The sequence below is a fragment of the Salinimicrobium tongyeongense genome (assembly GCF_026109735.1).
GTDB classification, from domain to species: Bacteria; Bacteroidota; Bacteroidia; order Flavobacteriales; family Flavobacteriaceae; genus Salinimicrobium; species Salinimicrobium tongyeongense.
Map to the genome: position 1 here is coordinate 612,144 of NZ_CP069620.1, position 14,954 is coordinate 627,097.

The 14,954-nt window shown below is 41.6% G+C and carries 11 protein-coding genes; 5 read left to right on the top strand and 6 right to left on the bottom strand.

Annotated elements, in window-relative coordinates:
• Positions 1–39: 39 nt before the first annotated feature.
• From JRG66_RS02750 to JRG66_RS02775, 6 genes are all read right to left on the bottom strand, one after another.
• Positions 40–2,361 carry a multicopper oxidase domain-containing protein gene (locus JRG66_RS02750; protein WP_265164203.1) on the bottom strand — a complete coding sequence of 774 codons (2,322 nt, stop codon included), beginning with the start codon at positions 2,359–2,361 and terminating at the stop codon, positions 40–42.
• Positions 2,362–2,509: 148 nt separating this feature from the next.
• Positions 2,510–2,947 (bottom strand): HYC_CC_PP family protein, encoded by a 438-nt coding sequence (locus JRG66_RS02755; RefSeq protein WP_265164204.1) that lies wholly within the window; start codon positions 2,945–2,947, stop codon positions 2,510–2,512.
• Between the two features lie 508 nt (positions 2,948–3,455).
• On the bottom strand, positions 3,456–3,662 hold the full coding sequence (locus tag JRG66_RS02760) for a GDCCVxC domain-containing (seleno)protein (RefSeq protein WP_229793613.1): 207 nt from the start codon (positions 3,660–3,662) through the stop codon (positions 3,456–3,458).
• A gap of 8 nt (positions 3,663–3,670) precedes the next feature.
• Complete coding sequence (locus JRG66_RS02765; protein ID WP_265164207.1) at positions 3,671–5,017, bottom strand: dihydrolipoyl dehydrogenase family protein; 1,347 nt, start codon at positions 5,015–5,017, stop codon at positions 3,671–3,673.
• Entirely contained in the window at positions 5,014–5,613 is a 600-nt protein-coding gene (gene merTP, locus JRG66_RS02770; protein WP_265164208.1) for a mercuric transport protein MerTP, read from the bottom strand. Before merTP ends, JRG66_RS02765 begins: the two co-directional genes overlap by 4 nt.
• Complete coding sequence (locus tag JRG66_RS02775; protein WP_265164209.1) at positions 5,610–5,978, bottom strand: ArsR/SmtB family transcription factor; 369 nt, start codon at positions 5,976–5,978, stop codon at positions 5,610–5,612. The genes merTP and JRG66_RS02775 overlap by 4 nt, the downstream gene beginning before the upstream one ends.
• 452 nt (positions 5,979–6,430) lie before the next feature.
• Between JRG66_RS02775 and JRG66_RS15625 the strand changes: the two genes are divergently transcribed.
• The 5 genes from JRG66_RS15625 (at position 6,431) to JRG66_RS02795 (ending at position 14,954) form a co-directional block, all read left to right on the top strand.
• Positions 6,431–6,751 carry a DUF6660 family protein gene (locus tag JRG66_RS15625; RefSeq protein WP_371875323.1) on the top strand — a complete coding sequence of 107 codons (321 nt, stop codon included), beginning with the start codon at positions 6,431–6,433 and terminating at the stop codon, positions 6,749–6,751.
• 81 nt (positions 6,752–6,832) lie between these two features.
• Entirely contained in the window at positions 6,833–11,179 is a 4,347-nt protein-coding gene (locus JRG66_RS02780) for a CusA/CzcA family heavy metal efflux RND transporter (RefSeq protein ID WP_265164210.1), read from the top strand.
• 4 nt (positions 11,180–11,183) lie between these two features.
• Positions 11,184–12,359: an efflux RND transporter periplasmic adaptor subunit gene (locus tag JRG66_RS02785; protein WP_265164211.1), complete on the top strand. Its 1,176-nt coding sequence runs from the start codon at positions 11,184–11,186 to the stop codon at positions 12,357–12,359.
• 2 nt (positions 12,360–12,361) lie between these two features.
• A complete protein-coding gene (locus tag JRG66_RS02790; RefSeq protein WP_265164212.1) occupies positions 12,362–12,778 on the top strand; it encodes a Fur family transcriptional regulator in 417 nt (138 codons plus the stop codon).
• A gap of 172 nt (positions 12,779–12,950) precedes the next feature.
• On the top strand, positions 12,951–14,954 hold the full coding sequence (locus JRG66_RS02795; RefSeq protein ID WP_265164213.1) for a heavy metal translocating P-type ATPase: 2,004 nt from the start codon (positions 12,951–12,953) through the stop codon (positions 14,952–14,954).

Below are 14,954 nucleotides of genomic sequence, written 5' to 3' on the forward strand. Positions count from 1 at the left end.
GAATTGTTTAAACTGATATTAATTGATATTGATACTTCACTAAAATCTTATGCTAAGTCCACCCCCCGCACCAAACCGGTTGTCATAACTTCCCATTACAGAAAAATTCCTGGAAAGGAAGTATTCGGCACCCACATTGTACACTTGTTCTTTTTCAAAGTCAGTGCCTTGGGGCAATTCATTTACCCAGCCAAAATCGGCCTGGAATTCATATTCCCCGAATATGACGAACCTTGGAAATAACATAATTTCCCGGCTTAAACTTATTTGCGGTCTTAGCTTATGGTCCAACCGTACATCCAGGTTGAACATATATGGCGTAAAATAGCGTACTCCGGCAACGGCAGTAGTGCTCAGTTCATCCAGGTTACCTTTCATTTCATTTTCCACGTTCACCCCACCAAATACCCGAAACCAATCGTTCAGGTAATATTCATAAGAAACCTCAGCTTCTAAATTTTCGTTCCAGCCATATTCTGCAATTAAATTGAACTGGTTCCTTATATTGCTGGAAACCACATTCACTTCGGTCATGTGAGAGGCTACATCTGCTAAGCCCCAGGTAAAAAAGTGATTCCCTTCCTGAAAGAGAATTTCTCTGGGATGTTCTTTCATTAGTGGATTGCGCTCGGTCTGGTAGGTTACTGCCCTGGCCATGCCACCAACCATGTGATACAGCACATGGCAGTGTAAAAACCAATCACTGTCCTCATTGGCCTCAAATTCAATGATGGTCTTTTGCATAGGTGCTACATTTACTGTGTGCTTGAGCGGAGAATAGGCTCCATGCTTATTAAGAACACGGAAGAAATGGCCGTGAAAATGCATGGGATGGTGCATCATGGTGAGGTTGTTGAATATTATTCGCACTTTTTCACCTTTTTCAATTTTAATCATTTCGGCTTCGGCCAGAGGTACTCCATTCATACTCCAGATGTAGCGCCACATATTACCGGTAAGGTTCAGCAAAATCTCTCTTTCAGATTTTGTCTCATCAATGGTAGTAGGAACAGGAGCCTGTAGAAAATCATAATTATAATCTGCAAACATTCCCATTTTTGACATATCAGCTCCCCCCTTCTGCTGTCCTTTTTCTGAAGTTTTGGTATTCTCTGAAGAAGAACGCTCTGCCTGAAGGCTGTCAGTCTTAGGTGCATGTACATCGTGATCCATATCTATATCCTCTTCCATTTTTTCATCAGGTTCCATGTCCATTCCCCATTCTTTCATAAGCTCGTAAGGCTCTACTTTACCTGGATTGAATTTCATGGCGGGAGCTCCCATTCTCATTTCCATTTCTGCCATCTGCATCATCATACCTATTTTATCCGGCCTTGGAAGTACCTCTGCCGATAGTACCTCTCCACTTCCGAAATAGGCATGTGTAGCCCCTGACCCATCTTGGGCCACGGCCCGCACTTCAATCTGTCTGTCTTCAGGAATAGTAATGATTAGGTCATAGGTTTCTGCGATGGAAATAAAAAGTTTTTCCTTGTTCACCGGAACCACATCCAGGCCATCGGCCGAAACTAAAAGAGGCGGAGTGCCTCCGAAGGTAAGCCAAAATTGCGTTGATGCGGCTGCATTTATAATGCGTAGCCTTACCTTATCCCCGGCTTCATATTTGGTGTAATGTTGTACTGTATCCCCGTTAGTCAAAAAAGCAGGATAATATATGTCCGCGATATCTGCACCTTCCATGCGCTGACGCCAGAAATCCAGCTGGGCACCCAAAGCGCCCCTGGCAATTACACGGTTCAAGGGAGTCGCAGTTCCTTTTTTAATGCTGTACCATTCGTTGCCGCGCTTTAGGTTCCGCAGGACATTCCGCGGTTTCTCAAAAGTCCAATCCGATAGAACCAGTACTTCGTCGTGATCATAATTATAAGCGGCCGATGGTATTTGTGGTTCTATGACAATTGAACCGTATACGCCACTTTGTTCCTGCAGCATGGTGTGAGAGTGATACCAGTAAGTCCCAGCCTGAATGAGGGGAAATTCATACTTCTGTATCTTACCGGGCTCTATGGGTGGTGTAGTGAGGTAAGGCACTCCGTCGTAAAAATTGGGTAGCAGGAGGCCGTGCCAATGAATTGAAGTTTCCTCTTCCATTTCATTCTTAACGTATATAACGGCATATTCCCCCTCTTTAAAGTTTAAAGTTGGACCGGGAATGCTGCCGTTAATCGTCATGCCCATGCTTTCCTCTCCTGCAATATGGACCATTTCTTCATCTAGGGTTAAATGGTACTCCCGTACAGGTAAATTATCCACATTCCCTTCTAATGAGGGGGTTTGTTGGGCATTAGTAAGATTTATTGATACAACTATTAATAATACTGCAAAAAGATGTTTTTCCATTTCCTATTAATTTAATTAATATTTGAACATGAAGTCATTTGTAGTGGCTATTTCAAATAAAGTATAATCTCAATGAATATTTTAATTCACTCCTAAAACAGATATACCTTACCAGTAGTAAGTAACTGGTATTGACAAAAATATTAAATCAAATAAGAAACACCTGATCCCGAAGATAAATACTATGGATCAGCAAAGGAGGAGAATAAAATGTGTAAGCCGGCACCTGCCGAGGTATATAATTAAATAGAGACACATAGGAATTCGCAAAAGCACCTAAAAACACCTGTTGTTTAAAATCCAGCGATAAAAACGAATTTTTCAACTCGTCCTGACCTTCAACTAAAATTTTTTCATTACTACAACAATGATCCTTCTTCATGGAAGTGGCCATATTGTAATGATCATGAATTCCCATTACGCAACTTTTAGCTTCAGAAAAGACAGCCAGATCCATTAAAAGACCTCCACAGAAATGTTTTTCTACAGTAAAAGATAAAGTAGACAACAACACCACAAGTGCCATCAAAATAGAGACAATATTACGCAATGTACTTTTCATCGTCAATGGAGAAAACATTCCCATAATAGAATGATCTCCTAATTTTTTCGCTTAAAAAGCGAAATTAAATATAAAATAGCAGCTAGTGTTATACTATTATGGAAAAATGTTGTACTAATTGGCTAAGCGAAATAAGCTTTCTTAATTTCATTATATAAAACTCTTTTGAGCGGCATCTCGGCGAACCTCAATATACCGTCAAGACTACGACAATTCTTCTCCCTCTTAAGAACTATATTAATGCTCTGTAGCCGGGTTTTTTTGGGTAACAGCTAAAATCCCTGATGAATGAGGCATTGAAGAGTATTTTCAATTATACAGCTTGCTTTTAAAGCATTATAAATTCTGCTGATAATTAGCCTGTTGTAAAAAATATTTACACTATAACCATCTGTTTATCAGATAATTAAAACCTAGTCTTACTTCCTCTCTCTTGCCGTTTTGCCTTTGGCGGAACGATCTTGATTTTTTACCGGAGACTATTAATTTTAAAAACATATCCCCGGGTGGAAATCAAATTATAAAAGGGAATTTAACAGCAACTTTTATTCTCCTGAATAGGAGGACAGGGAATACTTCCAAATGAACAGAACACACAACAATCACCCTCTTTGGGCCTTAAAACCTCTTTACATTGCTCACATTGATAAAAAAACTGGCAGGCATCTGTTGGCATTTCTTCTTGCTTGGAGTGGCCGCAATTAGAACACGTCAAAACAGATTTTAAAATAGTTTCCATAGGTATGTTTATAACATTGATGTGATATCCGAGCCCATTGTCGGATAGGCATAAATCATTTTCTTTAAGTCTCGTACTGGCACCTCTTTGTACATCGCAAGTGAGAAAAAGTTAATCGTTTCTTCTACCCCCGGACCAATGAGATGAGCTCCCACCAAAGTACTTTTATCAGTGTCTATTATGGTTTTATAAGCATATTCCTGAACGTTAAGACGTTTAGCATTGAACCACCCTGGAACTGCCTTACTGTTCACTTTGATATTTAACCCAGCTTTCTCCGCTTCCACTTCAGTCAGACCTACCGAAGCCATAGGTGGTAGGGTAAAGACAACTGACGGCATAGGTGGATATTCCGGTTTCTTATTTTTACCCTTTAATATGTTGGAAGCAATGATATTACCTTCATAAACAGCTACCGGGGTTAATGGAAGCCCATCAGTATCGGCAGCGTCACCAGCAGCATATATGGATGGATTGGAGGTACTTTGTAAGTACTTATTGACCTCAATTCCTTTCTTGTTATAATTTACAGAAGCCTTCTTCAAGTTCAAGTCATCAATATGGGGTACTCTTCCCGCACTGTTGAAAACAGCTTCAGCTGTAAACTCTGTTTCGGAACCATTTGTTTCACCAATTACCGTATAACCTTTTGCATCTTGCTTGATTCCCGTGACGTTTGTTTCGAGCATCAATCTTACTCCAAGTTTTCTGGTGGCCTCCGACAAATGGTGAACTATATCCTTATCAAAATTCTCCAAAGGCTGAGGTCCCCGATGTATGATGGTAACTTCTGCTCCACATCGCTTAGCTATATGTGCAAACTCAAAGGCAATGTATCCACCACCTATAAAGATTAATGAGTTAGGAAGTTCCTGAAGATTTAAAAAATCTGTACTTGTCAATGCAAGGTGACCACCGTCAAATTTCAACTGGCGTGGACGTGCTCCAGTTGCAATAACAATCTTGCTTCCCTTTAAAACTTCCGATGCAATTTCGACTGCATCACTGCCGATGAAGCGAGCGGCACCATGATAGGTGTCGATATCATTGTGTTTATATCCTTTTTCAATTTTTTCAGGCATTGCATCTACAAATTCCTGTTTAAAGACCATAATGTCCTTCCATTCTACTTCAGGAACCGTATTAATACCCTTTCCTGCCAGACGTTGAGCGAAGTCTCTCACTTCGGTAGCACCAATGATTATTTTTTTCGGGTCACAACCACGAAGAGCACAAGTTCCACCATAGGGTAGCTCATCTGTCACAGCTACTTTTAATCCTTTGGAAGCACACTTATTCGCAACAGTCATACCCGACATACCTGAACCTATTACTATAACATCATATTTCTTCATGGTCTTTCTACTTTTGTGACTTTATATCCTGTCCGTTCAATTGCCGTCCTTACTTCTTCAACGTTCGTGCGGGTACTATCATATTCAACTATGGTATTACCTTCTTCGTAAGATACTTTGCAGGAGACAATACCGTTTAGCTTGTTAACTTCGGATGTTACATGACCCTCACATCCAGCGCAGGGCATACCGCTCACTAAAAATTCCGTGGTCTGAATGTTTTTCTCCTGCACGAACACAACCTCCTTTTCATTGGAAGGATAAAAAGCTTCTGCATAGTAAGGGAATGCCAGACTCAGAGCAACAAAAACAGTTACTCCACCCAAAAATGTTCTGGATTGGAAGAAAGAAGGTTCGGTTTTCGTGTCACAACCACAGTCATCATCTTGTGTAGCCTTTAGGTTCAAATACCAGGCGAATCCTAAAGCAACCAATGAAACTACTACAAGAGGCCACCTGAGAGGCTCCAGCCAACCAAATGCTCCTGCAATACCTCCCGTTCCAGCTACGAAAGCAAGTAAGGGAGTTATGCAACAAAGAGAACTGGCGATCCCGGTTAAAATTCCCACTCCAAGTAGATTGTGTTTTGCTTTCATATAGCTTCAGGTTGGTGGTCCAATAAATTAAAAAAGGGAGCAAGAAGTTGTCGATGGTCATCCCGCAGTGAATAAAAGATGGTCTGACCTTCCTTTTCTGATTTTACAAAATCTCTATCCTTCAGCTTTCGCAAGTGCTGTGACACTGCTGGTATCGTCATGTTCAGGATATCACTTAAATCACAAACACATAACCTTTCTTCTACCTGAAGGACATAAAGAATCTTTAATCTTACGCTGTTACTTACCAATGAGAGCTTATTGGTTAAGGCACCTACTGCCTCTTCAACTTCTGATATTTGTTCTTTACACCGTTTGATTTGGTTCAAATCGGCCTCTTTCCGTATGCAACTATTTTCTTCCATAAAACAAAGGTAAAAAATTATTTAAGCAAGTACTTAAATACATGAAATATTTTGTTCGGCTAATTATTTTTGACATCCGAGGGTGTAGGACTATTTTTTATTTTACAAATGGCATCATTTTAATTCAACTAATCAGTTATCTGGAGGAAAAAAATGAAGAAAATACCTGAATCACTTCGTCGCTGATAATGTGGGATAAAAAAACAGGATTGGATTTATAATTAATTTCCCATTGAAATAGAAAGTTCTTCTTGGATGGCTGGCATCTATACCCCGTTGTTTTCCATTCTATTTCAAAATAAAACTTCTCCATCCCGTAATCACCATTTTAAGCACAGAATAATATGTACACGCCTGCCACTGTTTTGAAACATAGGTTAAGTAGGTTTTTATTAGCTCCTCCTCCTATTAATTGCACTTCCTGTGCATTCATATTTTAATACCTTTGCAATGTGAAATTTTTAGTAGTCATATTATCTATTTATTTCCTGGGGCTAAACTTTATTCCCTGTGATGACACAGCCGTATCTGAAAATCTGGATACCATCTCTGTTAGTTTGGAAGTAGATCAGGATCAGCAAGGGGATCAGCATGGAACTTCAGATGACTGTCCTCCTTTTTGCCAGTGTCACTGCTGCCATGTGCATGTCGTGAGATTCGAAACAAGTAGCTTCGAATTATTTGAGCCAAAAATGCCTTTTTTGACACCTTTATTTGGCGAGAGCCCAGGCAAAGAAATTGCCTTTTCTCACTTCCAGCCTCCCTGTGTTTAATTCAGTTTTAGGATAGCTATATCCTGTTGTCAATGGCTTCGGCCAGAGAATTTTATCACAAACTGAATTAAATTATCATGTATGATTAATAAGATCATTGATTTTTCGATCAATAATAAATTTATTATTGGTCTACTTACAGTGGTGTTAATTGGTGCAGGGATCTGGAGCGTTTTTCAGGTTCCGGTAGATGCCCAACCAGACATCACAAATAACCAGGTGCAGGTGATCACCCAGGCACCCAATTTAGGAACTGAAGACATCGAGCAGTTCGTCACCTACCCCGTAGAAATTGCCATGAGTAATCTCCCGGGTGTAACAGAGATTCGCTCAATATCCAGGTTCGGACTTTCTGTAGTAACTATTGTCTTTGAAGACGACATGGGTACATATCTCCCCAGGCAGTTGGTAGGTGAAAAACTGAATGCCGTAAAAGATGAAATTCCCGAAGGATTCGGACAACCTTCCATGGGACCTATTTCCACAGGGCTGGGGGAAATATATCAATACACTCTCGAAATAGAAGAGGAATTCGAGGATGACTTCTCCCCTACTGAGTTGAGAACAATTCAGGATTGGATCGTACGCCGACAAATGGCAATGGTGCCGGGAGTTGTGGAAGTGAACGGTGTTGGCGGAATGATAAAGCAGTATGAAGTTGCTGTACATCCCGATGAGCTAAAAGCTATTGGACTTTCCATTTCTGATGTTTTTGCCGCCCTTGAAAACAATAATCAAAATACCGGTGGGGCTTATATTGAAAAGAACCATCAGGCAAACTTCATTCGGGGCGAGGGACTTGCCCGAAGTGTGGAGGATCTGGAAAAGATTGTCGTCACTACTTCCGGCGGAGTACCTATAACAGTTTCAGATGTTGCCGATGTTCGTATAGGAAGTGCCGTACGTTATGGAGCGCTGACAAAAAATGGACAGGGAGAAGCCGTTGGTGGAATGGTCATGATGCTGAAAGGAGCCAATTCCAATGAGGTAATTGACAATGTAAAAGACAGGATCACGCAGATTCAGAAATCCCTTCCGGAAGGTGTTTCTATAAAACCATTTTTGGATAGAAGTGAACTTACTAGTGACACTACTTCCACAGTTACAAAAAACCTGCTCGAAGGGGGGCTAATTGTAATTTTTGTCTTGGTTCTGCTTCTTGGAAATTGGCGGGGAGGTTTAATAGTTGCCTCCACAATTCCGCTCTCCCTCCTGTTTGCTTTCATTCTGATGAACCTTTTTGACGTCTGGGCAAACCTCATGAGCCTCGGGGCTATAGACTTCGGAATTATAGTAGACGGAGCCGTGATCATTGTGGAAAGTACCGTTTTTACCATCCATCAGCGCATGAAGAAAAGAGGCGAATTAAATAAATCTGAAAGAAATTCCATCGCCTCCTCTTCTGCAAAAAAGATGATGAATTCTGCCTTTTTTGGGCAGCTTATAATCCTTATCGTATTTCTGCCAATCCTCGCCCTGGAAGGGGTTGAAGGAAAGATGTTCAAACCAATGGCACTTACCTTCATCTTCGCCATGCTGGGTGCAATGATCCTGTGTTTGACATACGTTCCAATGATCTCTGCTCTCTTTTTGAAGGAAAGTAAAAAGCGAAAGAAATCCTATGGAGACAAATTTGTTGGTTGGGTTCAGGACAAATATGAGCCTCTGTTAGACAGATCCCTAAAAAGAGGAAAAATTGTGCTGGGCACCGCTATAGCATTATTTGCTTTAGCTGCCTTTATGTTCACCAAAATGGGAGGGGAATTTATTCCGCAGCTCGACGAAGGGGACATAGCTTTTCATATTATCCTGAAGCCGGGAAGTTCGCTTGACGAGGGAATTGCAACCTCCACAAGAATAGAACAGCTTCTTCTGGACGAGTATCCGGAAATAGAACAGATCGTCACTCGTTTTGGAGTTTCTGATGTCCCAACAGATCCTATGCCTATGGATATTGGAGACAGCTTTATTATTCTAAAAGATAAAGATGAGTGGATCTCTGCCGATTCAAAGGATGAGCTTATTACCAAGATCAAAGAAACAATCGGCATTATTCCCGGCGTTAGCTATGAATTTACCCAGCCAGTAGAAATGCGGTTCAACGAACTTCTTACAGGTGTTCGAGAAGATGTTGCAGTCAAACTTTATGGTGAAGATCTGGAGGTTCTAGCAAGCAAGGCGCAGGAGATGGGCAACATTATTTCTACTGTAGAAGGGGTTGCCGATATGAAAGTCGAGGCCACAGCCGGATTACCACAAATCACGGTCAACTATAACAGGAATAAAACTGCCCAATATGGTTTACAGATCAAGGAGCTGAATTCCCTTATCCAGTCGGCTTTTGCCGGCGGAGATGCGGGAGTTATTTTTGAAGGGGAAAGGCGGTTGGACCTGGTAGTGCGATTACAGGAAGAGGAAAGAACAAGTATTGAAAATATCAGGAATTTGTTTGTAACCCTGCCTTCAGGTAGCCAGATCCCGCTGAAAGAAGTGGCTGAAATAAGTTATCAACCCGGCCCGATGCAGATCAGTAGAGATAATACCAACCGTCGCACCTATGTGGGAGTAAACATCAGGAATCGTGATGTAAAGTCTGTGGTGGAAGATATTCAGACCAAACTGGATGCTGAGTTTGAACTACCGCCCGGGTACTACATTCGCTATGGCGGAGCCTTTGAAAATTTTGAACGGGCAAGTAAGAGACTGCAAATCGTTGTTCCCATTGCCCTGCTCCTCATTTTTATCCTGATCTATTTTGCTCTCAAATCCTTTAAGCAAACCACCATGATCTACATAGCCATTCCACTTGCAGCTATTGGAGGAATATTTTCTTTATGGCTGCGAGACATGCCCTTTAGCATTTCAGCCGGGGTTGGTTTCATTGTTTTATTTGGAGTGGCTGTCTTAAATGGTCTTGTACTTATAAGCAGCTTCAATGAATTAAAAGAAGAAGGTGTGAAAAGTCTAAATGAAAGGATCAGTCTTGGAACAAGAAGTAGAATCCGGCCTATTTTGCTTACGGCTCTTACCGATGTGCTTGGGTTCCTGCCTATGGCTATTTCCAGCTCGGCCGGAGCAGAAGTGCAACGGCCGCTGGCAACCGTAGTTATAGGGGGCTTAATCACTTCTACCCTCCTCACATTGTTCATTCTGCCTATTCTGTATAAATGGGTCGAATCAAGGTCGGGCAGGATGAAATTTAAACCCGCAACAGGTGGATCTTTTGCGCTTATCCTTGTTCTATTCCTTTTACCCGTGGGTTTAAATGCTCAAACAACTGAATTGTCTCCGCAGGTAAGTCAGGAGGAAGCCGTTGCCCTGGCTCTTCAGAATTACCCACTTCTGAAAAATGAAAAGTTGAGAATTGACCAGGAGCATGCAATGAAGAAGTCTGCCTGGGATCTCGGGGAAACCGAAGTATTCATGGGTGGAGAAGAGCTTGGAGATGCCGGGGGAATATACACCACAATAGGCGTTCAACAGAAAGGGGTGGATTTATTGGGGATTCCTTTTAAAAGTAAACTTTACAATAAAAAGATTGCCCTTGCCGAAGAAGCCTATGATCTGTCTCAACTTCAGGTGGCACAGGAGGTAAAAATAGGCTGGAGCCGGGCCTTTTCAGCAAAACAACAGTATTTGTTATTTCAGAAACTGGATTCCCTGTACCAAAAATTAAATCAGGCAGTCGGTCTACGGTATGAGGTAGAGGCCATTTCCAGATTAGAAATGCTCACAGCCAAAAATAAGATCAACCAAATTTCGATTGATCTGCAACAGGCCGAGATGGACTACCTAACAGCCGTCCAAAAACTGAATCTTTGGCTGGGAAATGGGCAAGTCTATGATGTCCCGGAAGATTTTAAAGATATCCCTGAGGATGAAATTTTCCTCACTGAAGAATTACCCGAAGATCACCCTCTTTTAGAAGTTTCTGAAAAGAAGGTTGCGGTGGCAGAAGCTGCTTATGCTGCAGAAAAGGCTAATTTTCTTCCTGACTTCAGTGTTCAGTACGGACTTCAAAAAGTGAATGGAGCAACCGGTTTTTATAATTATCAGGCCGGAATATCTATTCCAATTCTTTCCGGAGCTGCCCACGGTGAAGCTAAAGCGGCAAAAATAGAAAAGAAAATTGCACAAAGAGCTGCCGACTTTCAGAAAGACCAGGTAAGAACAGATTTTGAAATTGCCTTGAGCAACTATAAACGATGGAAATCTTCCTGGCTTTTTTACAAGGATGAAGTTTTGCCGTTACTGGAAGAACAACGGGAGGGATCATTACTCGCCTTTAACGAAGGTGCCATTGAATATGTGGCCTTTATCCAAAATTTAGACAATGCAATGGAGTCAGAAATTAAAGCGCTCGAAGCTTTTGAGAATTACCAGATAGCCCTTGCAGAATTACAATTTTACCTAACAGGAAAAAACTAAAAAGATGAAATTTCAAACACTATATATACTTCCTTTTCTCCTACTATTGTCTTGCGGGGAAAATGCTGAAAAAGAGGAGAATCAGAAAGAAGAAGCCGGTGAACCTGCTAAAACAGAAGCCGTCAAGGAAGCTATGCTTTCACAGCAGCAGTTCGATGTACTTGACATGAAAATTGACAGCCTTACTACCAGGTTAATGAGCGGCTATGTACAGGCAAATGGAGAGTTGGAAGTACCTCCTCAAAGTGAAGCTACAGTTACTCCTGTTATTGGAGGTAACGTATCGTCAATAATAGTGATCGAAGGAGATGAAGTTCAGCGTGGAGATGTATTGGCCTACATTGAACACCCGGAGATCATCGAAGTACAAACGCAATATATGAATGCCTTAAACAGTCTGAATTATCAGGAAAAAGAGTTCCAAAGACAAAAAAAATTGTACGAAGCCGGAGTGGGTTCAGGGCAAATTTTTCAGCGTGCAGAGGCAGAACTGCAAAGCCTGGAAGGACAGGTTGCAGGACTTAAAGCTCAACTGCAACAACTAAATATTAATCCTGAAACTATTCGAAATGGAAATATTCAGCAAAGGATCCCGGTAAGAAGCCCTATAGATGGCGCTGTACAATCGGTCAATATCAAAACAGGTCAATTTGTACAGGCGCAGTCTGAAATGTTCCATATCATTAATACGAAAGATGTTCACGTAGATCTCATGGTCTTTGAGAAAGATGTTGCCAAAGTAGAAAAAGGACAAAAAGTATATTTCACGATCGAATCATTACCGGGAACTGAACTAACTGCGGAAATCATTTCTGTAAGCAAGAATTTTGAACAGGACCCTAAAGCCGTTCATGTACATGCGGAAATTATCGACAGGCCCGAAAATCTTGTGCCGGGAATGTACGTTAGAGGGCGAATTGCGGTTGATAATCAACGAACAACAGCACTACCCGAATCTGCCATAGTTAGAGAAGGGGGTAAATTTTATGCTTTTACGGCAGAAGAGGAAGGAGATGCATGGAGCTTTAGACCTGTAGAGGTTATTACCGGTACAAATGGAGGTGAATGGGTTGAAGTAAAGCTATTAAAAGACCTGCCGGAAGAGACGAGATTTGCTTATAACAATGCCTACTATCTTATGGCTGAAATGCAAAAAGGAGAAGGCGGTCACGCGCATTAATTATGAAAGCAATAGAAAATTTTTTAGAGGAAAAGCAGGTGAGGCCTACAGCAATGCGGATGCTCATTTTTAAATTTTTAGCTCAAAAGCAAATGGCTGTAACTTTGGCTGACATCGAGACGGCTTTTGAAAAAAGTGAAAGAACAACTATATATCGTACCATTAAAACTTTTGAGGATAGTGGAATCGTCCACCTGATTGAAGACGGGAGTGGAGTAGCCAAGTATGCTCTTTGTGAGGCGGGCTGTAATTGTGAGCTCGATAGCGATCTTCATCTCCATTTTCACTGTGAAACCTGTAAAGAAACCCAATGCTTAACTGAAACTAAGATTCCGCATATCAATCTACCGCCGGGCTTTACAGCAACTAACGCCAGTTTGGTAGTCAAAGGAACCTGTGATAAATGCAATAAGGAATAATCTTTTTCAAACTTTGCGATTCTAAACCACAGCCATCAGGAAACAATGCACTTCCGTTGCAGGACTATATAGATTAATTTCGTTCCTGTAATTAATAAAGACATTATTAGATAGGAAAATACCGGTTTTATTGTATTGGCTTATTCTCTCTAATAACCTTTAATAAAAAGTTATGGCGAAAGACAAGGATTATAAAGACACAGAATTACAAGATCCAAAAATTACTTCTCCCAGAACGGCTGAAGAACCCGGACCAAAACCTGAAAAAGGGGAAGATAGCTGTTGTCCACCTCAGCATAAGGGAGCAGGTAAAGATGAGGAAGAAAGATCTTCCTTTATTCCTACCGTTGTAAGCCTGGTGCTTTTACTGCTGGGAATTGCCCTAGACTTTTTCGAAGTGGACTGGTTTAGTGGCTATTTGCGTTTAACTGTTTTTGGCGTTGCATACATTTTAGTTGGCAGCAAAGTGGTAAAACATGCCGTAACCAACATCGCAAAAGGAAATATCTTCAATGAATTTTTCCTCATGACCATTGCCACTCTCGGGGCTTTTTATATTGGAGAATATGCAGAAGGAGTGGCGGTAATGTTGTTTTATGTAATTGGAGAACATTTTCAGGAGGCAGCCGTTGCCCGTTCCCGTCGCTCTATAAAAGCCCTCATTGATAATCGTCCTGAAGAGGTAAGTGTTCTTAGTAATGGTCAGGTTTCAATTGTTAATCCGAAGAATGTGAACATTGGGGAAATCATCCAGATCAAGCCAGGGGAGAAAGTTGCGCTGGATGGAGAAATGCTTAGCGAAAGCTCCTCCTTTAATACTGCCGCCCTTACTGGAGAATCAAAACCTGATACCAAGAAAAAAGGGGAGACAGTGCTTGCCGGGATGATAAACCTGGATAAGCTGGTTGAGCTAAAAGTAACTTCCGGTTATGAAGACAGTGCTTTATCAAAAATTCTCAAACTCGTTGAAGAAGCAAGTGGGAGGAAAGCAAAAACCCAAAACTTCATCACCCGCTTCGCGAAAATTTATACCCCTATAGTGGTCTTCCTTGCCATAGGTCTGGCGCTCCTCCCCTATTTCTTTGTCGACACCTATGTTTTTGAGGAATGGCTGTACCGGGCCCTGGTATTTTTGGTGATCTCCTGTCCCTGTGCGTTGGTAATCTCTATTCCGCTTGGATATTTTGGTGGTATAGGTGCCGCTTCAAGAAACGGTCTTCTTTTTAAAGGTTCCAATTTTCTCGACCTCATTACAAAGGTAGATACAGTGGTGATGGACAAAACCGGAACCCTCACAGAGGGAGTTTTTAAAGTGCAGGAGGTAAAGGTCCGATGTCTGGAAAAGGACCGGTTTTTGGCGCTAACAGCGGCACTTGAGAATAAATCCACTCATCCTATAGCTTCGGCAGTTGTAGAACACTCGGGCGACGCTTATAAACAGCTGAAAGTGCAGGACGTTGAAGAAATAGCCGGACACGGATTAAAAGGAACGGTAGACGGAAAAGAGCTTTTCGTTGGTAATGCGAAATTGTTGCAGAAGTTCAACATCTCCTATGCACCGGAAATAGAGGAAACAGTGGAAACGATTGTTGTGGTAGCAATAGATGGTAAATATGAAGGTTACATAACCATTGCCGATCAAATTAAGGAAGATGCGGTTGTAGCTATAAAGCAACTTGGGGATTTAGGAATTGACACAATTGTTATGCTCTCGGGTGATAAGGATTCTATAGTTCAAAAAGTAGCGGGGCAGTTGAAGATCGACAAAGCTTACGGTGGATTACTGCCTCAGGACAAGGTGGCTAAGGTCGAGGAACTAAAGAAACAGGGGAAAAAGGTAGCATTCGTAGGAGACGGTATAAATGATGCTCCGGTAATTACCTTAGCCGATGTAGGAATGGCCATGGGAGCCTTAGGCTCTGACGCTGCAATAGAGACCGCAGATGTGGTGATACAAACAGATCAGCCTGTCAAAATCGCCACGGCCATCAAGATCGGCAAAAAGACCCGACAGATCGTATGGCAGAATATTGGCCTCGCCTTTGGAGTAAAGGCACTGGTGCTAATTTTTGGCGCATTTGGGGTAGCATCTTTATGGGAAGCAGTTTTTGCTGACGTAGGAGTGGCATTCTTAGCCATTTTGAATGCAGTGAGACTGCAGAGAATAAAATTCTGA